The sequence below is a fragment of the Phytohabitans sp. LJ34 genome, from assembly GCF_052068095.1.
In the GTDB taxonomy this organism is placed as follows: domain Bacteria; phylum Actinomycetota; class Actinomycetes; order Mycobacteriales; family Micromonosporaceae; genus Phytohabitans.
This window is the reverse complement of record NZ_JBQHDG010000003.1, coordinates 304,526-330,190: the sequence shown is the minus strand read 5'-3', so window position 1 is coordinate 330,190 and position 25,665 is coordinate 304,526. Positions and strand designations below refer to the sequence as shown.

At 70.9% G+C, this 25,665-nt stretch carries 21 protein-coding genes; 6 read left to right on the top strand and 15 right to left on the bottom strand.

What is annotated here, in order from left to right; genetic code table 11:
* Window position 1 precedes the first annotated feature (1 nt).
* On the bottom strand, window positions 2-484 hold the full coding sequence (locus ACTMTJ_RS06905; protein ID WP_441215262.1) for a Uma2 family endonuclease: 483 nt from the start codon (window positions 482-484) through the stop codon (window positions 2-4).
* Window positions 485-701: 217 nt separating this feature from the next.
* Window positions 702-2,258, bottom strand: a complete 1,557-nt coding sequence (gene ffh, locus ACTMTJ_RS06900; RefSeq protein ID WP_441215261.1) for a signal recognition particle protein — start codon at window positions 2,256-2,258, stop codon at window positions 702-704.
* A gap of 181 nt (window positions 2,259-2,439) precedes the next feature.
* Here ffh and ACTMTJ_RS06895 point away from each other — a divergent pair, with 181 nt between their 5' ends.
* A complete protein-coding gene (locus ACTMTJ_RS06895; RefSeq protein WP_441215260.1) occupies window positions 2,440-3,645 on the top strand; it encodes an alpha/beta hydrolase family protein in 1,206 nt (401 codons plus the stop codon).
* A 320-nt stretch (window positions 3,646-3,965) separates the two neighbouring features.
* Here ACTMTJ_RS06895 and ACTMTJ_RS06890 read toward each other — a convergent pair whose 3' ends face one another.
* The 10 genes from ACTMTJ_RS06890 to ftsY form a co-directional block, all read right to left on the bottom strand.
* Entirely contained in the window at window positions 3,966-4,622 is a 657-nt protein-coding gene (locus ACTMTJ_RS06890; protein ID WP_441215259.1) for a response regulator transcription factor, read from the bottom strand.
* Window positions 4,619-5,713: a sensor histidine kinase gene (locus ACTMTJ_RS06885; RefSeq protein ID WP_441215258.1), complete on the bottom strand. Its 1,095-nt coding sequence runs from the start codon at window positions 5,711-5,713 to the stop codon at window positions 4,619-4,621. Before ACTMTJ_RS06885 ends, ACTMTJ_RS06890 begins: the two co-directional genes overlap by 4 nt.
* A 14-nt stretch (window positions 5,714-5,727) precedes the next feature.
* Window positions 5,728-6,552 carry an ABC transporter permease gene (locus tag ACTMTJ_RS06880; RefSeq protein ID WP_441215257.1) on the bottom strand — a complete coding sequence of 275 codons (825 nt, stop codon included), beginning with the start codon at window positions 6,550-6,552 and terminating at the stop codon, window positions 5,728-5,730.
* Window positions 6,542-7,423, bottom strand: a complete 882-nt coding sequence (locus ACTMTJ_RS06875; protein ID WP_441215256.1) for an ABC transporter ATP-binding protein — start codon at window positions 7,421-7,423, stop codon at window positions 6,542-6,544. Before ACTMTJ_RS06875 ends, ACTMTJ_RS06880 begins: the two co-directional genes overlap by 11 nt.
* A 78-nt stretch (window positions 7,424-7,501) precedes the next feature.
* Window positions 7,502-9,775, bottom strand: coding sequence for a PKD domain-containing protein (locus ACTMTJ_RS06870; protein ID WP_441215255.1), 2,274 nt, complete (start codon window positions 9,773-9,775; stop codon window positions 7,502-7,504).
* Between the two features lie 148 nt (window positions 9,776-9,923).
* Complete coding sequence (locus ACTMTJ_RS06865) at window positions 9,924-12,143, bottom strand: [protein-PII] uridylyltransferase (protein WP_441215419.1); 2,220 nt, start codon at window positions 12,141-12,143, stop codon at window positions 9,924-9,926.
* A complete protein-coding gene (locus tag ACTMTJ_RS06860) occupies window positions 12,140-12,478 on the bottom strand; it encodes a P-II family nitrogen regulator (RefSeq protein WP_441215254.1) in 339 nt (112 codons plus the stop codon). Before ACTMTJ_RS06860 ends, ACTMTJ_RS06865 begins: the two co-directional genes overlap by 4 nt.
* 25 nt (window positions 12,479-12,503) lie before the next feature.
* Window positions 12,504-13,871: an ammonium transporter gene (locus ACTMTJ_RS06855; protein ID WP_441215253.1), complete on the bottom strand. Its 1,368-nt coding sequence runs from the start codon at window positions 13,869-13,871 to the stop codon at window positions 12,504-12,506.
* Window positions 13,872-14,036: 165 nt separating this feature from the next.
* Window positions 14,037-14,867 (bottom strand): aminoglycoside phosphotransferase family protein, encoded by an 831-nt coding sequence (locus ACTMTJ_RS06850; RefSeq protein ID WP_441215252.1) that lies wholly within the window; start codon window positions 14,865-14,867, stop codon window positions 14,037-14,039.
* Window positions 14,868-14,873: 6 nt separating this feature from the next.
* Complete coding sequence (gene ftsY / locus ACTMTJ_RS06845; protein WP_441215251.1) at window positions 14,874-15,989, bottom strand: signal recognition particle-docking protein FtsY; 1,116 nt, start codon at window positions 15,987-15,989, stop codon at window positions 14,874-14,876.
* Window positions 15,990-16,099: 110 nt separating this feature from the next.
* On the opposite strand from ftsY, the gene ACTMTJ_RS06840 reads away from it, so the two are divergent.
* Window positions 16,100-17,740: an alkaline phosphatase D family protein gene (locus ACTMTJ_RS06840; RefSeq protein ID WP_441215250.1), complete on the top strand. Its 1,641-nt coding sequence runs from the start codon at window positions 16,100-16,102 to the stop codon at window positions 17,738-17,740.
* On the opposite strand, the gene ACTMTJ_RS06835 is transcribed toward ACTMTJ_RS06840, so the two are convergent.
* Window positions 17,721-18,113 (bottom strand): cellulose binding domain-containing protein, encoded by a 393-nt coding sequence (locus tag ACTMTJ_RS06835; protein ID WP_441215249.1) that lies wholly within the window; start codon window positions 18,111-18,113, stop codon window positions 17,721-17,723. The two genes, ACTMTJ_RS06840 and ACTMTJ_RS06835, sit on opposite strands and share 20 nt — an antisense overlap.
* A gap of 197 nt (window positions 18,114-18,310) precedes the next feature.
* On the opposite strand from ACTMTJ_RS06835, the gene ACTMTJ_RS06830 reads away from it, so the two are divergent.
* The 4 genes from ACTMTJ_RS06830 (at window position 18,311) to ACTMTJ_RS06815 (ending at window position 23,991) form a co-directional block, all read left to right on the top strand.
* On the top strand, window positions 18,311-19,693 hold the full coding sequence (locus tag ACTMTJ_RS06830; RefSeq protein WP_441215248.1) for a hypothetical protein: 1,383 nt from the start codon (window positions 18,311-18,313) through the stop codon (window positions 19,691-19,693).
* A gap of 94 nt (window positions 19,694-19,787) precedes the next feature.
* Window positions 19,788-20,471, top strand: coding sequence for a hypothetical protein (locus ACTMTJ_RS06825; protein ID WP_441215247.1), 684 nt, complete (start codon window positions 19,788-19,790; stop codon window positions 20,469-20,471).
* A gap of 508 nt (window positions 20,472-20,979) precedes the next feature.
* A complete protein-coding gene (locus ACTMTJ_RS06820; RefSeq protein WP_441215246.1) occupies window positions 20,980-21,504 on the top strand; it encodes a DinB family protein in 525 nt (174 codons plus the stop codon).
* 213 nt (window positions 21,505-21,717) lie between these two features.
* Window positions 21,718-23,991, top strand: coding sequence for a putative bifunctional diguanylate cyclase/phosphodiesterase (locus tag ACTMTJ_RS06815; protein WP_441215245.1), 2,274 nt, complete (start codon window positions 21,718-21,720; stop codon window positions 23,989-23,991).
* On the opposite strand, the gene ACTMTJ_RS06810 is transcribed toward ACTMTJ_RS06815, so the two are convergent.
* Together ACTMTJ_RS06810 and ACTMTJ_RS06805 are read right to left on the bottom strand one after the other, a co-directional pair.
* A complete protein-coding gene (locus ACTMTJ_RS06810; RefSeq protein ID WP_441215244.1) occupies window positions 23,967-24,503 on the bottom strand; it encodes a GNAT family N-acetyltransferase in 537 nt (178 codons plus the stop codon). The two genes, ACTMTJ_RS06815 and ACTMTJ_RS06810, sit on opposite strands and share 25 nt — an antisense overlap.
* Before the next feature lie 561 nt (window positions 24,504-25,064).
* Entirely contained in the window at window positions 25,065-25,664 is a 600-nt protein-coding gene (locus ACTMTJ_RS06805) for an HAD family hydrolase (protein WP_441215243.1), read from the bottom strand.
* Window position 25,665: the final 1 nt, after the last annotated feature.

Here is a 25,665-nt window from a genome sequence, read left to right as displayed (position 1 = left end):
GTCAGTCCGCCGGCTTGGACCGCCCCAGAAACCCGTCCCGCCGCGCTGTCAGGGCCGGCAGGTCGATGACGATCCGATAGGGCTCGTCAGTGGTAAAGACCTCCGTGGTCTGCTGGGCGATGGCGTACCGCCGGTGGGGCTTGGACTCCAGAACATGTTCGGCGAGCGAGATCTTGTCGCCCAGTGGGTCGATCACCCAATAGCGGTTGACACCGGCGGCGGCGAACATGCTCGCCTTGTCATACAGGTCGCGCACCTTCGAGTCCCTCGACACGACTTCGACTGCGAGGATCGCGTCTTCGACCGGAGGCGGATGCTGGTCGACGTGTGCGGTGTCCAACACCACCACGTCGGGCCGCGGCTCGCTGTAGCGGTTGACATCCAGCGAGAGGTCGTAGACGGGCTCATGGTCCGGCGGACAGTTGTCGCCGAGCGCACGCACAATCTGGACGCATAGGAACTGATGGATGAAGGTAGGGGGCAAGAGGATCAACCTTCCGTTGACGAGTTCGTACGGAAGGTCGGGGGGGTAGCTCGGCCAGGTCGTCGACGGTCCACACCTCGCGCTGCGGCAGGTTGAGGGCCGTGGTCATAGGGCTCTCCTTCCGTGAGGGCGGCATCACGTCAACCACCTCACGCCTCATCCTGATGCCCTATCAGCGTTGGTTCGAGTCCCCCCATTTCTTACCCCGCGCGGCGAGTTACTTGTCGGTGTCCTTGTCTTTCTTGCCGAGCTTGCCGAAGTCGAGCTTGGGGAGCTTGAAGCCGGGCGGCAAGGCGCCGCCGCCCAGGGCGCTCGGGTCCATGCCCGGGGGGAGCTGGGGCATGCCCGGGGGCATCCCGCCCGGCATGCCGCCGGGCAGGCCGGCCGAGCGGGGGCGGCCGCCGCCCTTGGTGCCCTTGCGCTTGTTCTTCGGGGACTTGGTCGCCTTGCGCCGGCCGCCCGGCAGGCCCATCATGCCGCCCATCTGCTTCATCATCTTCTGCGCTTCGGTGAAGCGGTTGAGCAGCTGGTTGACGTCCATGACGGTCACGCCGGAGCCGTTCGCGATGCGGGCGCGGCGGGAGCCGTTGATGATCTTCGGGTTGGTGCGCTCGCCGGGGGTCATCGAGCGGATGATCGCGGTGACCCGGTCGAAGTGCTTGTCGTCGAGCTCGGCCAGCTGGTCCTTCACCTGGCCCATGCCCGGCATCATCGACAGCACGTTGGCGATCGGGCCCATCCGGCGCACCGCGATGAGCTGGTCGAGGAAGTCTTCCAGCGTGAAGCTCTGGCCGCCCATGAGCTTGGCGGCCATCTTCTCCTTCTGGTCTTCGTCGAACGCCTGCTCGGCCTGCTCGATGAGCGTGAGCACGTCGCCCATGCCGAGGATGCGGCTGGCCATCCGGTCGGGGTGGAAGACGTCGAAGTCTTCGAGCTTTTCGCCGGTGGACGCGAAGAGAATGGGCTCGCCTGTCACGTGCCGGACGGAGAGCGCGGCACCACCGCGCGCGTCACCATCCAGCTTGGACAGCACCACGCCGGTGATGCCCACGCCGTCGCGGAAGGCCTCGGCGGTGGTCACCGCGTCCTGGCCGACCATCGCGTCGATGACGAACACGATCTCGTCGGGCTGGACCGCGTCGCGGATGGAGGCGGCCTGCGCCATCATCTCGGCGTCGATGCCCAGCCGGCCGGCGGTGTCGACGATGACGATGTCGCGGGCGGCCCGCCGCGCGTGCTCGATCGAGTCGCGGGCGACCTGGACCGGGTCGCCGACGCCGTTGCCGGGCGCCGGCGCGTACACCTCGACGCCGGCGCGCCCACCGAGCACCTGGAGCTGCCCGACGGCGTTGGGGCGCTGGAGGTCGGCGGCCACCAGCAGCGGCTGGTGACCCTGCGCCTTGAGCCAGCGGGCGAGCTTGCCGGCGAGCGTGGTCTTACCGGAGCCCTGGAGGCCGGCGAGCATGATCACGGTCGGTGGCTGCTTGGCGAACTGGAGTCGCCGCGCCTCGCCACCGAGGATCGCGACGAGCTCCTCGTGCACGATCTTGATGACCTGCTGCGCCGGGTTGAGCGCCTGGGAGACCTCGGCGCCCTGGGCGCGGTCCTTGATGCTCGCGATGAACGCCTTGACCACCGGCAGCGCGACGTCGGCCTCGAGCAGGGCGAGGCGGATCTCGCGGGCGGTCGCGTCGATGTCGGCGTCGGAGAGGCGCCCCTTGCCGCGAAGCTTGGTGAAGATCCCGGACAGCCGGTCGCTCAAGGTGTCAAACACGCCGCAACATCCCGTTTGTCGTCATTTGGCGAGCACATAGTGGGCCGGCTCACGAGCCGGCCGCGCCCCTAGCCTAACCGGGTACTCGTACCCAGACCCGGCTCTGGTCATGCTGTCCCTACCTCGAACAGACCGGCTGACCGGATTCAGACCGAGAGCGTGTGTTCATAGCGTTTCGAGCATGATGAGACACACACGCATCATCGTCGGAATCCTGGCCGGAGCGCTCGCCGCGGGGGCGGTCGCCGTGGCCGCGCCGGCGGCTGGCGAGACAAGGGAAAGCGGACGGATCGTGGCGGTCCAGCCACTCCGCAGCCTCACCACCAAGGAGGACGTCGCGCGCGAGCTGACCGCGGCCGAGTTCAAGGTCGACGAGGTCCGGTACGGCGTGGACACCTACCAGCTGGTCTACCGCACGGTGGACCCCGCCGGGCGGCCGACGATCGCCAGCGGCCTGGTGGCCCTCCCGCGGGGTGGGGCGCGCGAGCTGCGCGTCGTGTCGTACACGCACGGCACCGAGATCAACCGGACCGACGCACCGTCGATGTGGCGGGACGGTTGGGCGGTCGCTCCGGCGCTGACGTACGCCTCGGCCGGCTTCGCCGCGGTCGCGCCCGACTACCTCGGCATGGGCATCGGCCCCGGCCCGCACCCCTACCTCGACGTGCCCTCGGAGACCACGGCCGCGCTCGACCTGCTCCGGGCCGCGCGCGAGTTCACCGCTGGCAAGGGCCGCGCGCTGGAGCGGAAGGTGCTGGTCACCGGCTTCTCCCAGGGTGGCACCGCGGCCACCGGGCTGGCCCGCGCGCTGGCCACCGGCGCGGACGGCTGGTTCCGGCTGGGTGCGCTCTCGCCGATCGCCGGCCCGTACGACGGCCGGCGGCAGGTGCTGCCCGTGCTGGCCAGCATGCCGCCGCCGTTCAACACGGGCTACACGGCCTACCTGCTGGTCTCCTACAACCGGCTGCACCACATCTACGACAAGCCGAGCGACGTGTTCGAGAAGGAAGGTGTCGAGGAGGTCTTCGACGGCGTGCACACGGGCGAGGAGCTGGCGGAAACGCTGGGCGGCTCCGTGGACGACCTGCTCACGCCGCGCGGCAAGGCGCTGATCGACAACCCGACCGGCCCGTTCGCGGCGGCGCTGGCGGTGCACGACGGCACCTGCACCGGCTGGACGCCGCGGGCGCCCGTGCGGCTTGTGGTGTCGGGCGGCGACGAGCAGATCGTGGTGGGCAACGCCACCGCCTGCCGCGCCAGCTTCGCCGCCAGCGGGGTGGACGTGCCGGTCGTGGACGCCGGTGACCTGGTCTACAACGACTCCAAGCACCTCGGCGCCAACGTGATGGGCACCGCCGACACCGTGAAGTGGTTCAAGACCCTGTGATCGACGTTTCCGGTCCGCCCGCCGCCGCGAGCGGACCGGAACGTGGGCTCCGTTTCGAGGCGGATTTCCCACATCCGCGTCAGCGGCGGACCGTATGCGCGGAGTCCCCGGGGAAACGTGGAGCGTTTTCTTGGGGTGCTTTCCCGCGGGCACCGGCGGCTCGCGGAGCGACCCGAAATCCCCGGCCGTCCGCTGCCGGGTTCGCGGGCCAAGCCCCGAGAGTCTTTGCGGGGGCGGTCGCAGGCCCCATCCGTCCGACACCCTGACGCAGCGTTACCAGCCTGGGTCGGGACCTTGAGATCCCTTATTTGGACAGGTCGCTAGAAGTCGACCAGGCCCGATTGGTAGGCGAAGACGACGAGCTGGGCGCGGTCTCGCGCACCCAGCTTGATCATCGAACGGCTCACGTGGGTGCGGGCGGTCGCCGGGCTGACCACGAGGCGCTCGGCGATCTCGTCGTTGCTCAGGCCCTCGCCGACCAGGCCGACGATCTCCCGCTCCCGCTCGGTGAGCGTGTCGAGCTGGGGGTGTGGCTTGGGCACGCGGCTCGGCCGGGTGGCGAACTCGCGCACCACCCGCCGGGTCACCGAGGGCGACAGCAGTGCCTCGCCGCCCGCGACGAGGCGGATCGCGTGCAGCAGCTCGGCCGGCTTGGTGTCCTTGATGAGGAAGCCGCTGGCGCCGTGGCGGAGCGCGTCGAAGACGTACTCGTCGAGCTCGAACGTGGTCAGCACGACGACGCGGGTCTCGGCAAGCGAAGGGTCGGCGACGATGCGGCGGGTGGCCTCGATGCCGTCGATGCCGGGCATGCGGATGTCCATGAGCACCACGTCGGGGCGTTCGCGGCGGGCGATCTCCACCGCGGCGAGGCCGTCGGGTGCCTCGCCGGCCACCGCCATGTCGTCTTCGCTCTCGACGAGCGTGCGCAGCCCGAGCCGCACAAGGTCCTGGTCGTCGGCGATGAGTATCCGGATCATGGCAGCGGCAGCCTCGCGTACACCCGGAACCCGCCGCTCTCCGCGGGCCCGGCGGTGAAGTCGCCGCCCAGCGCCGCGACCCGCTCGCGCATGCCGGCCAGGCCGTGGCCCCCGCCCAGCGCGATCACCGCGCCGCGGCCGGTGTCGACCACCTCCACGCTCACCTCCTTGGGCAGGTAGACCAGCCGGACCGTGGCGGTGGCCGCGCCGGCGTGGCGCAACACGTTGGTCAGCGACTCCTGCACCACCCGGTATGCTGCCAGATCCACCGCCGCGGGCAGGTCCCGCCGCTCGCCGGTGACCTCGACCTTGACCGGCACCCCGCTCTCGGAGACCCGCGCCGTCAGGTCGTCGAGACGGGCCAGGCCCGCGGTGGCCGCTCTTGTCTCGCCTTCATTGGTACGCCGGACGAGCGCGAGTGTCACGCGCAGCTCGTCCAGTGCCTCGCGGCTGGTGCGGCTGATCGCCGTGAGTGCCGCCTCGGCCTGCTCGGGGCGCTTGGGCAGCAGGTGGAGGGCGATCTCGGCCTGCATGTTGATCGCGGAGAGCCCGTGCCCGACCACGTCGTGCACCTCCTGTGCGACGCGCAGGCGCTCCTCGTCGGCGTACTGGCGGGCCAGGTCGTCCCGGGCCCGCACCGCCGCCTCGCGGCTGATGCGCACGGTGACGCCCACCGCGAACGGCACCACCACCCACGCCGCGCCGGGCACGAGGCCGGCCACGTCGCCGTCGACGAACACGTGCAGCAGCAGGACGGCGAGCGCGATGCCGGCGGCGATCCCGGCGAGCTTGAGTGGCAGGTGGCGGGCGGCCGAGTAGACCGCGACCATGAACGCGATGAGGATCGGGCCGTACGGGTACGTCAGCGTCAGGTAGACCGACGTGCCGGCGGCCGCCACGCCGAGCGTGACGAGTGGCCACCGCCGCCGCACCACCAGCGACAGGGCCACGATCACGACCAGCACGAACGTGAACGCGGTGACCGGTCGGTCCTGCCCCTCCCCCGCCGCCCTGGTGCCACCGATGCCCACGAAGAGCAGCACCAGGGTGAGCAGCCCATCGGCCACCCACCTCCGGCGCGCTCCGTTCATGGTCCGCATTCTCCCTAGATGATGTCGCGACGGCGCAGCAGGAGGCCGCCGACGCCGACGAAGAGGATCAGGTAGGCCGCCAGCACCCCCACCGCGTGTACGTCGCCGACGAGCGTCGCCACGCCGGGCGTGTCCGGTGAGGTGCCGAGCGAGGCGGCGAGCGAGCCCGCGTTGGGGCCGGGCAGCCACTCCTGGAGCTTCGCCACCCAGTCGAGCAGGGGCGCGGCGATGGAGGCGAGGAGGTTCTGCACGGCCATCAGCCACACCAGGCCCAGCCCGATCGGCAGCGCCACGCCGCGCAGCGCCACTGCCAGCACCACGCCCAGCCCGGCCCACATCGTCGCCATCAGCCAGCCCGCGCTGATGCCCGCGAGTACGTCCACGATGGACGGCCAGTCCGCCGGTGCGCCCTCGGCCGCCGCGATCGCCGCGCTCGTCACCGCGCCGGCCGCGAAGAGCGCCAGCACGATGACGAGACTGGCCAGCGCGACCGCGGTGATCTTCGCGGCGTACACCGTGAGCCGCGACGGCCCCTGGGCGAGCAGCGTCTTCCAGGTGCCCCAGCCGTACTCGCCGCCGACCGCCAGCACGCCGAGGATCAGCAGGATCGCGCCGGCGAAGACCGGCAGCCCGCCGATCGAGTTGCCGACCAGCTGATCCGGCAGTGTCTCGGCGATGCCCCGGGTGGCGTTGGGCGCCCCGTCGGCGGTGCCGTTCGCCCCCGCGTAGGGGACCAGATAGGTGAAGGTCAGGCTCAGCACGACGGCGACGGCCAGCAGCAGCCAGCTCGCCGGGCGCCGTACCAGCTTGATGATCTCGGCTCGCGTACTACCCAACATTTGTCAACTCCAGGAATACGTCTTCCAGCTCGCGTTCGCGCACGCCCAGCTCGCTCACGTCGATGCCGGCGCTCACCAGCTCCGCGTTGATCCAGGCCGCCTTGCCCGCCTCGATGTCCAGCTCCAAGGCGCCGTCCTCGACCCGCACCCGGTCCTGCCCCACCAGCGCCCGCGCACGGGCGGCGGCCTCCTCGACCGGATCCGCCACCACCCGCAGCCGCGCGCCGCCACGCAGCTCGGTCACCGTGCTCTCGGCGATCAGGCGGCCGCCGGACACCACGCCGACGCGGTCGCAGATCTGCTGCACCTCACCGAGCATGTGGCTGGAGAGCAGCACGGTCTTGCCCGCCGCGCCGAGCCGCTTGATCAGCCGCCGCATGTCCGCCATGCCGGCCGGGTCGAGGCCGTTGGTCGGCTCGTCGAGGATCAGCAGCTGGGGATCCTTGAGCAGCGCCGCGGCCACGCCGAGCCGCTGCTTCATGCCGAGCGAGTACGTGCCGTAGCGGTCGCCGGCCCGGTCGGTCAGGTCGACGAGGTCGAGCACGATGTCGACCCGCCCGGCGGGGCAGCCGGCGTAGTGGGCGATGACGCGCAGGTTCTGCCGCCCGGACAGGTAGGGGTAGAACGCCGGCCCTTCGATCAGCGCGCCGACGTCACCGAGACTCTGCCCGACGTCCTTGCCGAGCAGGCGCACCGTGCCGGACGACGGCCGCACCAGCCCGAGCAACATCCGCAACGTGGTCGTCTTCCCCGCGCCGTTCGGGCCGAGGAACCCGTAGACCTCTCCGGGCCGTACGGTGAGGCTCACCTTGTCGACGGCGACGAGCTGGCCGTACCGCTTGGTGAGCTCGTGGGTCTCCACTGGGAACATGCCCAAAGCCTCGCCGCCGGCGGGCCGGGAGACGTCCGCCGCCGAGCGTCAGTCGGCGTACGCCCCCTGACGTACGGCTCAGCCCAGGTTGAACTTCTCCCACGTGCCGACCGCGGGTCGGCTGGCGATCAGCGGCAAGGTGCCGGCGCTTTCCGCGGACACGTAGAGGTTGTTGGTGGCCGAGCGGAAGCTCACCGTGCCGTCGCCGTTGCGGACCAGCGTGAAGCGTTCCCACGCGCTGACCGCGAGCCGCTTGGCCTGGAGCGGCTGGGCGCCGGCGTTCTCCGCGGCCACGAACCGGTTGTTCGCGCGGGCGAAGAGTGCGACCTGCCCGTTGCCGAGGTCGACGATGTCGAACCGCTCCCACGTGTTGGCGGCCGGCCGGCTGGCGATCAGCGGCTTGGTGCCCGCGCTCTCGGCGGAGACGAACTTGCCGTTCGCCGAGGCCTTCAGGGTGCGTGCGGCGTCGCTCACCTTGACCGGGTGGAACTTCTCCCACGTGCCGATCGCGGTCCGGGTGGCCCCGAGGTACGGCGACGTCTGCGACATGATGCTGACGTACCGGAGGGTGTGCACCGACCGGAGGCTGATGCTGCCGTCGGTGTTGCGGACGAGCGTGAAGCGTTCCGTCGGGCCGACGTTCGTGGCGAACATGGTAAGCGGCCCGGTGCCCATGCTGTCAGCAGACAGGTACATGCCGGTCGCCCGGGAGACAAGGGCCACCTCACCGCCACCGGCGTCGCCGATGTCGAACCCGCCCGCCGCGGTCAGCCCGGGCTGGCCGGGCCCGAGCAGGCCGTTGGTTGCCACGGCGACGTAGTTGAGGTTGTACAAGGAAAGCAGGCCGGCGGTCGGCGACGCGGGCAGGATGGTGACCCGCTGGGTGGGCACGCTCGTGCCGAGCCCGTCGGCCGTGTTCACCGTGGTCCTGATCTGGTACTCACCGGGCTGCGCGTAGCGGTGCGAGATGGTCGGCGCGGCCTGGGTGGTCGTCGTGCCGTCTCCGAAGTCGAAGGTGTACGAGACGATCGGATGGGTGCCGGCCTCGGACGCCGAGGCGTCTACGGTGACCGAGCTCGCCGCCAGGTCGACGGCGACGCTGCTCCGGGCCGAAGCGCGGCGGACGACCTCCCGCGTGCCCCGGTCGGCGTAGGTCACGGGTCCGGCGCCGGTGTTCGGCACGCCGGGATCGTCGATGCGGGCGGCGCCTTCGCGGTCGGTTTGCGGGTATCCCGGGGCGGCCGAGTTCGCCGAGTCGATGGCGTCGTGGTCGGCGGCAGTCTCACGGTCGTGTGCGGCCTGGCCGGACGCGGCCCGAAACGCGGCCAGGCTCATGCGAACCCCGTCCCACGCGTAGACAGCGGGCGAGTTCGGATTGAGATGATGCGCGTCGTTGTAGTCGACCACGGTGTCGCCGACCGCGCCGTCGTAGACGCCGATCTCGACGCCATCCACCGGCAGCCCGTCGCAGTGGTCCTGGCCGAGGTTGCCGTTGAGGCTGAGCCGGTTGTTCTGCACCGAGACACCGGAAGACGCACCCTCGACGCGGATGCCGTCCCGGCAGTGGTTCTCGACATGGTTGTTGGTGATCGCGGTGCCGGAAGCGCCCCGGTTGAGGATGCCGAAGCCGGCGCCGCCACCGATCGCGTTGTTGACGACGGGCGTGCCGGCTGCGCCGGGCTCCAGCACGATCTCCGCTTCTCTGAAGCCGTGAATCATGTTCTTCGCGACCGTGTTGCCAGGCCCGGTCACGCGGACGCCGGCGCTGTCACTCGTGCCGTAGGCCTCGCCCGAGGCGTAGATCGAGCCGGATCTGACCTCGACGCCCGTCGTTTCCGCGTCGAGGATGATGCCGCCGGCTGGCGCCCGGTGGACGTACGGGGCCATCCAGGACTGGGTGACCGCGGCAAGCCGGATGGCGGGTGCGGTGGCCGTCCACGTCATCTGGATGCTGGTGGCCTGGACCGTGATACCCGACGACGCGCGGATGTCCAAGGCGGGCACGGCCTCGGTCCCGTTGACGCGCACGTTCAAAATCTTGATGTCGTGCTGGCCGTCGATGACGAACCCGGCGGTCGGGCCGACGAGCGTCGGAAGGGGCAGCGCCGAGGCGATCCGGAAGGTGATCGGCTGGTCCGGCGTGCCGGACTTGGCGAGTGTGACCCGCTCCGGATAGCTGCCCGCGCCGATCATGACCGTCTGCCCGGCGCTGACGACCGCGGCCGCGGCACCGACCGTGCAGAACGGCTGTGCGCTCGTGCCCGGTCCGCCGTCGGTGCAAGCGGCTGACGTCTGCTGCACATAGAGGGTCGTCGCGTCGGCGGCACGGGCGGGGCCGGCGGCGCCCAGCACGGCGGCGCAAGCGAGTGCGATCCCGGTGATACAAGCTCGAAAAAACGCGCCCATGCCCGTCCCCCGTGTAGATCTTCGCCGAAGTCCCGGGATCAGACCATGCCACGAGATTTGATGTCATCAACCCAACGGTCGATGCGCGAGCGCTCTACGTACCGGCGGCGGTGAGGACGGCGGCCTCGACCTTTTCCCGTTCGGTGTCGTCGGCCCAGGCGCCGACGAGGTAGAACGCGTCGACCACGTCAGTGCCCAATGTGGAGATACGGGCGGCCCGCACCTGCGCGCCGGCCTCGTCGAGCGCCGACGTCACCCGGTACAGCAAGCCCGGCGCGTCGGCCGCGCGCAGCTCGAGGATGGCGGCGTCGGTGGCGGCTTCGCGGTGCCACACCACGCGGGGGGCGGCGTGTGCGGCGCCGGGTCGGGCGGCGAGGGCGCGGCCGCGCAGGCGCTGGGTTACCGAGACGTCGCCGGAGACGGCGCGGCGCAGGTCGCTGGCGAGCGCCAGCGAGTCGGGCGGGGTGCCGTACCGCGGGCGTACCCGGAACTCGACCAGCGACCGACCGTCCACGGTGGACGCGTCCGCGGTGAGAACCTCCAAGCGGTGCAGGGCAAGGCAACCGGCCACCGCGGCGAGCAGGCCGCGCCGGTCGGCGGCGGCCACCGCGACGCTGCCGCCGTCCAGGTGTACCACCGGGAGCGGGCCGGTCACCAGCGCCGGGTCCGGCCTCGGAGGTGCGGGCAGCGCGCCGGTGTCGAGGGCGATGTGCACGCGGCGCACCAGGTCGGCGATCAGCCGGCCCTTCCAGTCGGACCAGGCGGCTGGGCCGGTGGCCTGTGCGTCGGCGCGGGCGAGGCCGTGCAGCAGGCTCAGCGTGGTGGTGTCGCCGACCGCGTCGGCCACACCGCGGATGGTCACCGGGTCGGCGAGGTCGCGGCGGGTGGCCACGTCGGGCAGCAGCAGGTGCAGGTGGACGAGCTTTTCGATCACCGCCACGTCTTGCGGCGGCAGGCCGATGCGCTGGGCGACGGCGGCGGCGATCGGCGCGCCGACGACGCTGTGGTCGCCGGGCAGGCCCTTGCCCACGTCGTGCAGGAACGCGCCGAGCAGCAGCAGGTCGGGCCGGCCCACCTCGCGGGTGAACGCGGTCGCCTCGTACGCGGCCTGCACCAGGTGGCGGTCGAGCGTGAAGCGGTGGACCGGATTGTGCTGCGGCAGGCTGCGCATGCGGGTCCACTCGGGCAGCCACGCGTCGACCAGGCCGTACCTGTCGCAGGTCTCCCAGGTGGGCACCAGCCCGAGGCCGGCACCGAGCAGCGTGACCAGCGCGTCCCGGGCTTCGGACGGCCAGGGTGCGGGCAGCGGCGGGCAGTACGCGGCCAGCCACTCGCAGGTGGCCCGCGCGATCGGCAGCTGGGTGACCGCCGCGGCGGCCGCGACTCGCAGCGACAGGCTCGGGTCGGGCCGGGCGCCGATCGCGGCGCGGGCGAGCACCAGCTCGCCGTCCTGCTCGACGACGTCGCGGGCGACCGGCCGCCGCTGCGGCTTGCCGTCGGCCCCGCGGCGGCGCCCCGAGCGGAGGCGGTCGGCCATGCGCCAGCCGTCGTCGAGCGCGTGTGTGATCGTGCGGGCGTCGCTGGCCACCCGGCGCAGCAGCGCGTCGCCGTCGTCGAGGCCGAGCATGCGGGCCACCGAGGCACGCTCCTGGGCCACCAGGCGGTCGACCCGCCGACCCACGCTGGCGTGCAACGCGTCACGGGTGTCGAGCAGGCGCAGGTGCGCGGCGCGTACCGCCGGGCGCATCGTGTCGGCCAGCCCGCCCTGCGCGATGGCCCGCAGGATGCCCACGTCGCGCAGCCCGCCGGCGGCCTCCTTCAGATCGCCTTCGAGCAGGAACGCCAGCTCGCCGTGCGCCTTCCACCGGGCCAGCGTGATCTCGCGCAGCCGCACCAGCTGGCGCACGGCCGTACGCCGCCACTGCTCGGCGGCCGCCTCGACGAGCTGGCGGGTGAGCTCGCGGTCGCCGCTCACGTGGCGGGCGTCGAGCAGGCTGAGGGCGACCTTGACATCGTCGTGGGCGACCGACAGCGCCTCGGGGATGGTGCGCACCGAGTGGTCGAGCCCGATCCGCGAGTCCCAGATCGGGTACCAGAGGGAGGCGGCCAGCTCGTCGATGCCGGGTACGCCGGTGTGCAGCAGGATCAGGTCGAGGTCGCTGCGCGGGGCGCACTGGAGCCGGCCCAGCCCGCCGAAGGCGACCAGCGCGACCCCGGGCGGCCAGGTGGGCACGAGCGACCGGAGCCACATGTCAAGCGCCGCCGCACGCTCGACGCGTGCGGCGGCACCGACCTTGTCGTTTACCTCTATCAGAGCGCGTCCAGCCCGCGCTCGCCGGTGCGGACCCGGACGACGTCTTCCACCGCCGTGACCCACACCTTTCCGTCACCGATCTTTCCGGTACGCGCGGCGGTGACGACGGCGTCGACGACCTTTTCGACGTCGATCTCGTCGGTCAGCACCTCGATCCGGATCTTCGGAAGGAACTCCACCGTGTACTCAGCGCCCCGGTACACCTCGGTGTGGCCCTTCTGGCGCCCGTAACCCTGGACCTCGCTGACGGTCAGGCCGGCCACGCCGAGGGCGTGCAGCGCCTCCTTCACGGCGTCCAGCTGGTACGGCTTGATGACCGCGGTCACCAGCTTCATGCTCAATCCCTCCATCGGTCCGAGGTTAACCGGAGACCTTCTCGCTCACCGGCGCCTTGGCGGGCGCCGCGCTGTTGGCCGACGGAGCGATGCCCGCCTGGGCGAACGCGCCGCCCGTGGTCGGCGACAGGTCGTAGCCGCTCTCCGCGTGCTCGGCGACGTCGATGCCGTCGACCTCGGACTCCGTCGAGGTGCGCAGGCCGATCGTCGACTTGATGATCAGAGCGAGCACCGCGGCGATGGCGAACGAGTAGACCGACACGATGCCGCTGGCCAGGAACTGCCGGCCCAGCTGGGTGGCGCCGCCGCCGTAGAACAGGCCCTCGCTGGCGCCCAGACCCTCGATCGCCGAGTTGACCTGGAGGGTGGCGAAGAAGCCGATCGACAGCGAGCCGATCCAGCCGGCGACGAAGTGCACGCCGACAACGTCGAGCGAGTCGTCGAAGCCGAGGCGGTACTTCAGGCTGACCGCCACGGCGCAGACCGCACCGGCGATCAGACCGAGGATCACGGCCGGGATGGGTGCGATGAAGCCACACGCCGGGGTGATCGCGACCAGACCGGCGACAGCACCGGACGAGGCGCCCACCAGGGTCGGCTTGCCGTCACGGAGCCACTCCACGATGATCCAGCCCAGCACACCGGCCGCGGTCGCGACCTGTGTGTTGACGAACGCGACCGCCGTGGTGCCGTCGACGGTGAGCTCGGAGCCGGCGTTGAAGCCGAACCAGCCGAACCACAGCAGGCCCGCGCCGAGCATCACGAACGGCACGTTGTGCGGCTTGAAGCTTTCCTTCGGCCAGCCGATGCGCTTGCCGAGGATGAGCACCAGGCCGAGCGCCGCCGCACCGGCGTTGATGTGCACCGCCGTACCACCGGCGAAGTCGAGCGCCTTGATCTTGGCACCGATGAAGCCGCCGCCCCAGACCCAGTGCGCGACCGGGACGTAGACGAGCGTGAACCAGCCGAACGCGAAGAGCAGCCAGCCGGCGAACTTGAGCCGGTCGGAGGCGGCGCCGCTGATCAGCGCGACCGTGATGATGGCGAACATCATCTGGAACGCCATGAACACGTACGTCGGAATGCCGGTGCCCGCGCCGAGGAAGAGCCACTCCTCGCCGATGAAGTCGGTCTCGGTGCCGAGGTACTGGGTGAAGCTACCGATGATGTTGTTGACACTGGCGCTGTCGTTGGTGCCGAACGCCAGAGTGAAGCCGTAAATGACCCACAGTACGGAGATGAGCCCGATGGCGCTGAAGCTCATCATCATCATGTTGAGCACGCCCTTGGACCGGTTGAGGCCTCCGTAGAACAGAGCCAGACCCGGCGTCATGAGCAGCACGAGCGCAGACGACAGGAGCAACCAGGCGGTATTCCCGGTATTGATCTCCACGCTGCCTCCTCTCGGTTAGGTTGCCTCCCTCCGGCAGATCCGGGGCAGCGTTGCCCGTACGCCGGTTGCGCGGAAGCTTCTAGTGCCGAGGTTTCGCGCACGGTGCCTGCGTGATTTCCGCCAGGTCACGCTTTGTTTCAGGCGTGTGAAGAAACGCTCATTACCTCAGCGCAGCGCGTACTCGAGCGTATGGCGCTCGTAGTCCAATAGCCGCAAATCCCGCATAGGGCGCCTAAGGTGACCTTTGTGCACAATACGGACGAACGCCGGGTCGCCCGCCGCGGCCATCCGCCGGATGCCCTCCACGTGGTCGACGATCCGCTTACGGATCGTGCGCACGAGGCGGTGCCGGTCGCGCGGGATCAACCCGTACGCGTCGGCGAATAGCCGGAGCCGCCGCGGCCGGTTGGGCCGCTTCCAGCCCAAGGTGTACGAGTCGCGGTCGGAGAAGAGCGGCACCCAGGTCCACGCCGCGTACGCCACGTCGTAGATGCGCGCGCCGGGCGAGGCGAGGTCGAAGTCGATCAGTGCGAGCGTGCCGTCCGGCCGCCAGATGACGTTGTGTGGCGCCGCGTCGTGGTGGCAGATGACCTCGGTGTCCGGCGGCGGCGGGCCGAACGAGCGCCACACCGCACCGGGCGGCGGCGTGAACCCGTACTGCGCGTCGTGGAACATCCGCAGCATCGTCGCCACCGTGACCAGGGCCTCGTCGGTCACCCAGTGCGGGGCCAGCGGGTACTCCCCGCACTCCCCCTCCAGGTAGGAGAGGACCTCGCGGTTTCGCTCGTCCATGCCGAGGGCGCGGGGTGAGCCGGTGAAGCCGACGTACTCCAGATGGCGCAACAACGCGTGCACGGACGGGGTCCACGGGCCGGCGTTGCGCCGGACGGTGTCCCCCACACGCACCACGGTGCTGACGTTCCCGCCGCGGAGCGGGATCTCATGCGAAGTCACGTACGGTCTCCCGAGGCGCGGCGCCTGATCGCGGTAGGTCACCCGAGGTTACGCGTCCGTGCCAAGGAGCGCGTCTACGAACTGCCGCGGCTCGAACGGTGCCAGGTCGTCGGGCCCCTCGCCCAGACCGACAAGCTTCACGGGTATGCCCAGCTTGCGCTGCACGGCGATGACGATGCCGCCCTTGGCGGTGCCGTCCAGCTTGGTCAGCACCACGCCCGTGACATCCACCACCTCGGTGAAGACGCGGGCCTGCTCCAGACCGTTCTGCCCGGTGGTGGCGTCGAGCACGAGCAGGGTCTCGTCGACCGGCTGCTGCTTTTCCACCACCCGCTTGACCTTGCCGAGCTCGTCCATCAGGCCGACCTTGTTTTGCAGGCGGCCGGCGGTGTCGACGAGCACCGTGTCGACGCCGGTCTCGATGCCCCGGCGCACCGCGTCGAACGCCACGCTCGCCGGGTCGGCACCCTCGGGACCGCGTACCACCTCGGCGCCGACCCGGCCGGCCCAGGTGGCCAGCTGGTCGGCGGCGGCGGCGCGGAAGGTGTCGGCCGCGCCCAGCAGCACCGTGCGGCCGTCGGCCACCAGCACCCGCGCGATCTTTCCGCAGGTGGTGGTCTTGCCGGAGCCGTTGACGCCGACGACCAGCACGATGGTGGGCTTGCCGTCGCTCTTGAGCGCGCGGTCGAGCCCGGGGTCGAGCGCCGCGACGAGCTCCTCGGTCAGCAGCGTGCGCAGCTCGTCGGGGCTGCGGGTGCCGAGCACGCGGGTGCGCTCGCGCAGCCGGTCGACGATCTCGCGGGTCGCCTCGACGCCGACGTCGGCCGTGATCAGGCTCTCCTCGACCTCGTCCCAGACGTCGTCGTCGAGCCGGTCGCGGGAGAGCAGGCCGAGCAGGCCCTTGCCGAGAGCGCTCTGCGAGCGGGAGAGCCGGGCCCGCAGCCGGACCAGCCGGCCCGCCGTCGGCTCGGGAACCTCCAGCTCAGGGGTGGTCGGCACCGCTTCGGGCTCGACCTCCACCGGGGCCGGCGCGGTCTCCACCGGCGAAGGTGGGGCCGGTGGCGGCGGCAGCTCGGGACGGCGGCGCAGGCGGGGAATGACGAGCCCCAGGCCACCGAGCACGAGCACGCCCAGCAGGACGAGCGCGATGACGACGTACTCCATGCGGAAATCCTGACAGATGGCTGGGCGCCGCACACTGTTAGCCCTCACGGCTGGCGCACAGAGTCCTGGGGTAGAGAGGATGTCCCCGTCCCCCCGACCGGAGGTCACCCTTGTCCGCTGAGCTCGTCATCGGCCCGGTGCTGCGCCGGGTGATCGGCACCCGCGCCACCGTCTGGGTGGAGACCAGCGCACCGGCCATCGTGCGGGTTTCCGCCGGGTCGGGCGCCGGGGAGGCGTCGACATTCAGCGTGTACGGCCACCACTACGCGCTAGTGGTGGTCGAAGGGCTCACGCCGGGCACCGCGACGCCGTACGAGGTGTTCGTCGACGACGCCCGCGTGTGGCCCGAGCCGCGGAACCAGTACCCGCCGTGTGTGATCCGCACCCGCGAGGGTGACACCGCCGACGAGCCGGTGCGGCTGGTCTTCGGCTCGTGCCGGGAGACCACCCAGCACGCGACGCCGCGCAAGCTGCCGCCGGACGCGCTGGACGCCTACGCGCGGCGGCTGATGTCCGGCGCGGAGCCGGCCCCCGACCTGCTGGTGCTGCTCGGCGACCAGGTGTACGCGGACATCCCGTCACCGGCCGTCAAGCGCTTCCTGCACCGCCGGCGCGGGCACGATCACCACCATCCGGAAAATCAGGTGGTCTCGTACGAGGAGTACACGCAGCTCTACCTGGAGTCGTGGCGCGACCCGGAGATCCGCTGGCTCTTCGCCACCGTGCCGAGCGTCATGATCTTCGACGACCACGAGATCATCGACGACTGGAACTCCTCCGCCTCCTGGCGCCGCGAGGTGCGCGACAAGCCGTGGTGGCCGGAGCGGATCTCCAGCGGCCTCGCCTCGTACTGGGTCTACCAGCACCTGGGCAACCTCGACCCGGACCAGATCGCCGCCGACCCGGTGTACCAGAAGGTGATGGCGGCCGACGGCGACGCCACCGAGGTGCTGCGCGACTTCGGCACGGCGGTCGACAAGGAGGCCGACGGCGCCGTCGGCTATCAGTGGAGCTACGCGCTCGACCTGGGCCGCACCCGCCTCGTCGTGCTCGACAACAGGTGCAGCCGGGTGCTCGACCACGAGCACCGGGCGATGCTGCCGCCGGGCGAGTGGGCCTGGTTCGCCGAGCTCGCCCGCGGCGACTTCGACCACCTGGTCGTGGGCTCGTCGCTGCCGTGGCTGCTCCCGCCCGGCATCCACCACCTTGAGGCGTGGAACGAGCGGCTGGCCGGCTCGCCCCGCCCACGGGTGTCCGCCTTCGCCGAGCGGCAGCGCCGGGCGCTCGACCTGGAGCACTGGGCCGCGTTCCAGCGCTCCTTCGACGCGCTCGCCGCGCTCTTCGCGGAGGTCGGCTCGGCCGGCGCCGCGTCGATCAGCGTGCTCTCCGGCGACGTGCACCACTCGTACGTTGCCCGCGCCGTGTTTCGCGAGCGCCCGGTCGCCGCGCCCGTGCACCAGCTCACCTGCTCGCCGGTGCACAACCAGCTCCAGTCGTACATGCGGCCGGTGCTGCGGCTCGGCTGGTGGAAGGGGCCGGCCGCGGTGGCCCGCGCGGTGGCCCGCGCCGCCCGGATCGCCGCGCCCACGGTGCGGTGGCGGAGGCTGGCCGGCCCCTACTTCGGCAACGCGGTGAGCACGCTGGTGCACGAGGGCCGGTCGGCCCGGGTCGTGATCGAGGGAACGACGACGGACGGCGACCTGCGCCAGGTCGCCGCCGTCGATCTCACCGCTACTGGCAGTACACGGTAGGCAGCGCCAGCGGACCCGTCCCGATGTAGCCGAAGGTGACGGTCTGCCCGGGCAGCAGCACCGGGTTCCACGGCCTGATCACCGCGGTCGAACCGGTGACCGTGACGGTGACGTTCCAGCTCTGCACGATGAAGCCGGGCGGCTGGAGGATGACGTTCGCATACACGGTTACCGGCCGATTTGAGATGTTTCGAACGGTGATATTCACGATGTACCCGGTGGTCCACTGGGCCGGGACCGTGACCGAGATCTCGCAGAGCTGAGCCGGCGGGGTGGTGGGCGGTGGGGTCGGGTCGGCAACGGCGGGTGCGGCCAGCACGAGCGCGGCGAGCATGCCGACCACAAACGTGAGAAGCCTTCTGTAGTAACGCATCCGTTCCCCAATACATAGATGTAAATGAGTCAACGATCCGTCACTGACAGACACATGGTCAATGTCCGAACGGCTTCACATTCTCTTCACAGGAACCACGCAGAAACTGGACCGGAGTTTGATCGAGGTTCATCCAACCCAGACCCACTCTGTCTCCGTCAGGAAGGTGAAGATCCTGCACCTGATGGAGGCCTGGATTGTCCACCCACACGGGGACCCTGCTCGACCGGCCCGCCGCGTACCCCGCGGCCGACCGAGTCCATCGCCTGGTGGCGGGCGGGTCCGAGCTGGGCGTGCAGCTATCGCGCGCGCTCGACATGCCCCTGCGCGCCTACCTGCGCGCGCTGGTGCCCGCCCCACAGTCACAGCCGAACGCGCACCGGTTGCGCCTGGCCCGCGCGGTGGAGACGTACCTGCGCGCGCACGGTGACCCGGACGTGGACGCGACCTGCGACCACCTCCTGCGCGTACCGGTGATCCAGCAGGCCGACCACTCCAACCTGCTGCTGGACGCGGAGACGTTCCTGCACAACTACCTCTTCTACGTCGCGAGCCGGGAAGCGGGCGCGCGGGTCGCGCTGGTCAACCAGTGCTCGATCGTGAGCTGTCTGGCCCGCCGCGCGCCGGTGCTCGGGCCGACGTTCCTGCGCAGCCGCGGCGGCCTGTTCGGCGTCTACCCGTTATCCAAGACCCAGCTCAAGAACTCCTCCTTCTGCGGCCTACCCGGCCCGCTGGAGATGGCGTTCGAGCCGCTGGAGGGCACCCGCCACGACGTCGCGTCCGATCCGGTGCTCGGACCGCTCACCGGTCTCAAGGCGCCGGACGCGCCCACCGCGTACCGGATGGCCAACGACGAGATCTGGGCCGGCCTCGACGTCGACCACGACGTGCGGCGGGTGCAGATCGACGAGGCGGTCGTCTCGGAGTGCGTCGCCCTGCACGTCGAAGACCCAGCCAGCCCGGTCTTCGCGCTGCTCTTCGACCCGGAGGTACGGGACGCGTTCCTGCGCGCCAAGCGGCGGCTCGTCGCGGACCCGTCCAACCTGACCGTCAACAACGCCTCCCCCGACTTCCTGTGGCTGCGCAAGGGCAGCCGGCTGCACCAGGTGGTGCTCACCGGCACCGGCCCGGGAGCACAGTGGACCGTGGAGACCAACGGCGCGCCGCTGCCGGTACCCATGGAGCCGGCCGCCGTGGCCGCGGCACTGCGCGCCGGCGTGCTGTACGCGGACCGCATCCTGGCCTACCTCGTGCGGTGCCTGCTGCCCGGCGTCGTCGCGGTCGGCGGCACCAGCCAGCAGGACTACGTGGCGCTGTACCGGCGGATGTTCGTGGCCGCGGACGCCGAGGCACCCTTCCTCGACCGCTCCGACCTCGACCGCATCCGCCAGCCAGGACACAGCGTGGCCGGCGGGCGGGTGATGCTGGAGCCGTACGGCGAGTCGCTGGAGCTGATCCGCCACGTCGGGCCGCAGACCCGCCTCGCCGACCTCGACGAGGCATACCTGGACCGGCCCGTCGGCGAGACGATCGGCGAGCTGCGCTGCGTACGCCACCTGGAGCGTGCGATCGACAGGTGACACTGCCTGTCGGATACCCGTCGCAACGGCGGCCGCCGCCCGGACGTGTTCACCCCGAAGCCGGAACAGCCGGCCTGAAACGGGGAGAACGACGATGCGCGGGACACTGCTCGGCGCCGTGCTGCTGGCCACGGTGGCGATGACCGGATGCGAGGCGGACAGCGGGGCGGGGAAGGCACCGGACGGAGGCGGCGGCGGGGCCGCCCCCGTCGTCACCACCCCAGCTCCGGACCCCACGACCGCACCGCCGCCCACGACGACCGCACCGCCGACGTCGACGCCGCCCACCAAGGCGCCGCCTCCGCGACGGCCGGCCACGCCGACCCCGCCGTCGTCCTTCGACCCGGAGCGGGACATCACCGACCTCACGATCAGCACGCCAGGTCTCGTCCTGCGAAAGCCGATCGACGGGGTACGGCACGGGCAGCTCGTCGTGACAATCAAGAACAACGGCCCCAACCCGGTGTGGGGCCTGCGGTTCACCGTCGAGCTGCCGCGAAGCTTCGCGGCGGACGGCGGCGACTGGGCCGGGTGCACGCGGCTGAAGTCGACGCGGGCCGGATACCCGGCCGGCTCCATCTGCGGCAAGGGCTACATCGCGCCCGGTAAGTCCCGCACCTTCCGGCTGGGCGTCAAGTCGCCGGCCGCCAAGGACAGCGCCGACGGCACGGTCTCGCGGTGGCTCGTCGACGTGGTTTCCGCCGGACCGAAGGGCACCTTCTACCGCGACCGGGCCCCCGAGGACAACCGCTACATCTTCTCGATCACCCGCCGCTGACCCGCGTCGATACTTATACACCGGGTGGGAGTAGGTCTGGACGACTTGTGGTCGGCCGGTTGACCATAAGTCGTCCAAAGACCTTTCGGGGTCAGGGTCGCCGCCGTCGTGGCGCTGCTTCGAGGCATCTTTTGCCCACGTCCGCGTCACCTGCGGACCGTATGCTCCCGCGGGCACCGCTCCCGCCCGGCGGCTCGCCAGGGCGAGCCGAAATCCCCGGCCGTCCACTGCCAGGTCCGCGGGACAAGCCCCGAAGGGGGTCTTCGCGGGCCCTACCTCCACCATCCACCGCCTGGCGCGACCTCAATCCCCCGCGGGTTGCGCGTAGGGGGTGAGCGCGACCAACGGCGGACGGGTGAGGCCGCGGGAGCAACGGTCCGGACCACGACGGGCGTCGCGGTAGCTCAATCTCTGTCTAAATCGAGGATTTCACTTGTGGCGATCGTGGGCTTGCACCGCGGACCCGGCAGTGGACGGCGAGACAGCCGACTCCGATAGGTTTCTGGTCATGACCTGGACCGCGCCTGAGATCGAGCGCCGCAAAGAGCCCTTCGTCGCGGGCGAACGCGACATGCTCGAAGGCTGGCTCGACTTCCACCGCGACACCCTGCTCTTCAAGTGCCAGGGTCTGAGCGTCGACCAGCTCCGGCGGCGCAGCGTCGAGCCGTCGTCCTTGAGCCTGCTGGGGCTCGTGCGGCACATGACCGACGTGGAGCGGAGCTGGTTTCGGCGCCGGGTCGGCGGAGCGGGCGACCTGCCCGGCCTGTATTACGACGAGACCAACCGGGACGGCGAGTTCGACGACGTGGACACCGCCGACCCCGAGGCCGACTTCGCGGCCTTCCGGGCCGAGGTCGAGCTGGCCCGCGCGGCGGCGGCCGGACACTCGCTGGACGAGACGTTTCAGCATGAGCGGACGGGCGTCGAGATCAGCGTCCGGTGGGTCTACATCCACATGATCGAGGAGTACGCCCGCCACAATGGCCACGCGGACCTCATCCGTGAACGGATCGACGGTATGACGGGAGACTGACAGTTCTTCCGAGAAAGTTTCCCGACAGCCGGCCGCCCCGCTTGATACTGTGTGCGCTGTTGTTGATCAGCCCAGGCAGCACGCTGGCAGGGGGCGATACCGATAGAGGAGCCTGCCCCGGCGAGGGATAGCAGAGCCTCCGGGGTCGCGTCCGCCCTCTTCCTCGCCGCTGGCGTAGCAGCGAGCGTACTCTACGTCGTCACGAGCTCCGATGTGATCTCGGCGGCGTCTTTCGCCGGCATCGCGCTCGGCACGATCGTGGCCCTCTTCGCCGGACCCCGGTGGCACCGGGCGGCACCCCGCTATCCGTGGCAGCTGCTGGGCGCGGCCGGCATCGCCTTCCTCGCCGGGGCGCTGATCCGGCCCTGGGCGGCCGAGCGCGAGGGCTGGGAGGCGCTGGCCGGCGACGCGTTCACCGTGCCGGGATACCTGCTGATGTTTCTGTCGCTCGGCGGGCTGCTGCTGGCGCGCGGGAGCGTCCAGCGGCACGCGGTGATCGACGGCCTCATCGTGTGCGTGGGTGCCGGCCTGGCGTCGGCCCTGCTGCTGGCCGCGCCGGCGGCCACAATCGACGGTCGCCCGCAGCTCGTGTCCGTCCTAGCTGGACTGTATCCGCTCTTCGACGTCGTCTTCCTGCTGTTGCTGGTCAACCTCGCGTTCACCACGAAGGATCTCCGGCCCGCGTACGTGCTGCTCCTCTGTGGACTGTTCATGTTGCTCGCCGGCGACCTGGCGTACGCGATCGTCGGCGCGTCCGGCGACCTCACCGGATCGTCCCTGTTGGACCTGCCGTTCGTCGTCACGTTCACGCTGATCGGGTCGGCCGCGCTGCACCCGTCGATCGCCGACCTGACCCGCGCGGCGGCGATGCCGGTGCAGACCTGGTCGGTGCGCCGCCTGCTGGTGATCGTGCCGGCGATGCTCGTGCCGTTCGCCTTGATGCCGTTGATCGAGCACGGCACCGCCGAGCACATCGCGCTGGCCGCCGGCGGCACCGCGATGGTCACGCTGCTCGTCGCCCGCGCCGCCACGGCCGTGCGGGACTACGCCGCCGCCAAGCTCAAGTCCGAACACCAGGCCACGCACGACCCGCTGACCGGCCTGCCCAACCGCCTCATGCTCGCCCAGGAGATCAGCCGGCTGCTGGGCACCACCCCACCCGCCACGACGGCCGCCGGCGCAACACTCGCGGTCGGCGAGCCCGCCGTCTGGGTGCTCTTCCTCGACCTCGACGGCTTCAAGCTGGTCAACGACTCGTGGGGCCACGAGGCCGGCGACCAGCTGCTCGTCGAGGTGGCCAGCCGGCTCCGCGACACCGTGCCGCAGCCCGACATGGTGGCGCGGGTGGGCGGCGACGAGTTCGTCGTGGCGCGGATGGGCAACCGCCAGGAGACGGTGGCGCTGGTCGAGCGGATCATGGAGCGGCTCAGCGCACCGGTACAGGTCAGCAGCGCCGAAGTGGTGATCACGCCGTCGATCGGCGTGGTCGGCTCGGCGGCCGGGATGGCGCCGGTGCCGGCGGTGGCCGCGGTGACCGCCGAGGCGCTGCTCCGCGACGCCGACACCGCCATGTACCGGGCCAAGTCCGACGGCCGCGGGCGGTGGACCGAGTTCGACGCCTCGATGCACGAGCGGGTGCGCGAACGGGTCGAGATCGAGCTGGCCCTGCGGCACGCGCTCGCCACCGAGCAGCTGCGGCTGGCGTACCAGCCGATCGTCGAGCTGGCAACGGGACGCCTGGTGGGCGCCGAGGCGCTGTTGCGGTGGACCCATCCGGTGCGCGGCCCGATATCGCCGGCCGTGTTCATCTCGATCGCGGAGGACAGCGGCCTCATCGCGGCCATCGGCCGGTGGGTGCTCGACGGCACGCTGCGGCAGGTCGCCGCGTGGCGGGCGGACGACCTCGTCGACGACGACTTCTGGGTGTCGGTCAACGTCTCCCCGCGCCAGCTGCGCGACCCGACCCTGCCCGGCAAGGTCTCCGAGGTGCTGGAGCGGTGGAAGGTGCCGCACACCTGCGTCGTACTGGAGATCACCGAGTCCGTGATGATCGACGCGTCCAGCGTCACCGACCAGGTCCTCTTCGACCTGCGCCGGCTCGGCGTGAAGATGGTCGTCGACGACTTCGGGACCGGCTTCTCCGCGCTCGGATACCTGCGCCGCCACCCGGTGACCGGCGTGAAGATCGACCGGTCCTTCGTGGACGGTCTCGGCACCGACGCCGAAGACGAGGAGATCGTGCGCGCGGTGGTGGCGATGAGCACCGCGCTCAAGCTCACGGTCGTCGCCGAAGGCGTCGAAAACCAGGCGCAGCAGGAGGTGCTCTCCACGCTTGGCGTGACGGTCGGGCAGGGGCACATGTGGGGCGCGCCGGTCAGCGCCGAAGAGTTCACCGAACGCTGGCTGGCACTGGAGGCCACCCCCGACGGCGACGACGACGCCACCGTGCCCGACGCGGCCGCTCAGGAAGCCGCGGGAAACTCGTAGGACCAGTAGGTCTGCGTGTCCAGGCGCTGGGTGCGCACCTCGCCCAGGTCTTCCAGCACCCCGCGCACGAAGCGCGGCAACTGGGCCACTTCCTCGTTGTAGGCGCAGAAGTCCACCACGGCCACACCGGGCACGATGACCTTCACCATCTCTTCGATCAGCGACGCGAAGAGGCCCGAGCCACGGTGCTGTGGGTGCACGGCGTAGAACCCGACGTACCAGACCTGCCGCCGCGCGTAGAGGGCCGGCCACCGGTGCCGGAAGTAGTCCGGGGAGATGAGCGGCGCGGCGTCGAAATCGTTGGTGAGCGTCCCGATCGCGGCGATCGCCCCACTCCCCCGGATGACGTACTTGCGCACCCGCGGGTCGCGCATCTGCTCGTCGAAGTCGACCCGGGGCATGACGTGGCGCTGCACCGCGAGCGTGCGGAGCTCGTCGAACGACTCGGCGTACAGCCGCCACGCCTCGTCGAGCACCGCTTCGGGCAAGACCTTGTGGGTCTCCATCCGCATTTGCCGCCCCCTATGACGTGGGTGAACCCGGTCGGGCTCACCCAATATCAAAAATAACCGAGGACTCTTCACCTTCTCTTGGCGGCGTCAGTAAGGACAAACCCGACCAACCGCCCGCACCCACAGTGAGATCTCCACACACCAGATTTGCCCGCGTCCGCGTCACCTGCGGACCGTATGCTCCCGCGGGCCGCCGGCGCCGCGGTTCAAGCCCGACTACCCGCCGCTCTCGCTTGCCGGAACAAATGGGCTCAGGATGACGCAGCGCTACCAACGTTACTGACAGCGACAATGCCTGCTGTCGCCTCCGTCGATCCATCCGACAAGGGACATTGTGGACAAAGCTTTCACCCGACAGGGAAACCCGCCACCAGTCTCGATGGGCGAGGCCGGCGCTGGATTGGGCTTTCGGCGGGTGGGAGAAGGCGTCCGGCGGGCTTGGCACGCGGGCCTGGCAGTGGACGGCCGGGGTTTCGACGAGCGCCAAGCGAGGAGCCGGCCGGGAGCGGTGCCCGCGGGAGCATACGGTCCGCAGCTGGCGCGGACCGGGGCAAATATGCCTCAGCTCAGGCCGAGGGCGGCGCGCAGGTAGGGCAGGTCGGCCGGGCCGTTCCAGCGGTACGCGGAGAGCCCGACCACGCGCGCGCCGCGCACGAAGCGGTCTGAGTCGTCGATCAGCAGCATCCGGTCGGGCAGCGTGCGCAGGGCTTTCGCGGCCGCGGCGAAGAACTCGCGGGTGGGCTTGTGCGCGCCGACCGCCGATGAGTTGACCACGGCGTCGACCTCGCCGGTGAGGCCGAGGGTCGCCAGGTCGGCGTCGAGGGTGTCGGTGGCGTTGGTGGCGATCGCGACCGGCACACCACCGGCCCGCGCCTCGCGTACGAAGGCCAGCACGTCCGGGTCGACCTCGCCGCGGTATCGCTGCCACTCGGCGACGGCCTCGGGCGCGCCCAACGCCTCGGCCACGCCGGCCATCCAGCCCGCGTGGGTGACCTCGCCGGTGATCGCGGGGCGGAGGCGGGACCAGTCCATGGCGGTCTTCTCCAGGGAACCCGGCGGCAGGCCGTGCGCGGCCTCGATCCGCGCGGGCACTTCCGGGTCCCAGCGGCGCAGCACGCCGTCCAGGTCTACGAGCAGGGCGGTGGGCCGGGCGCGGACCACG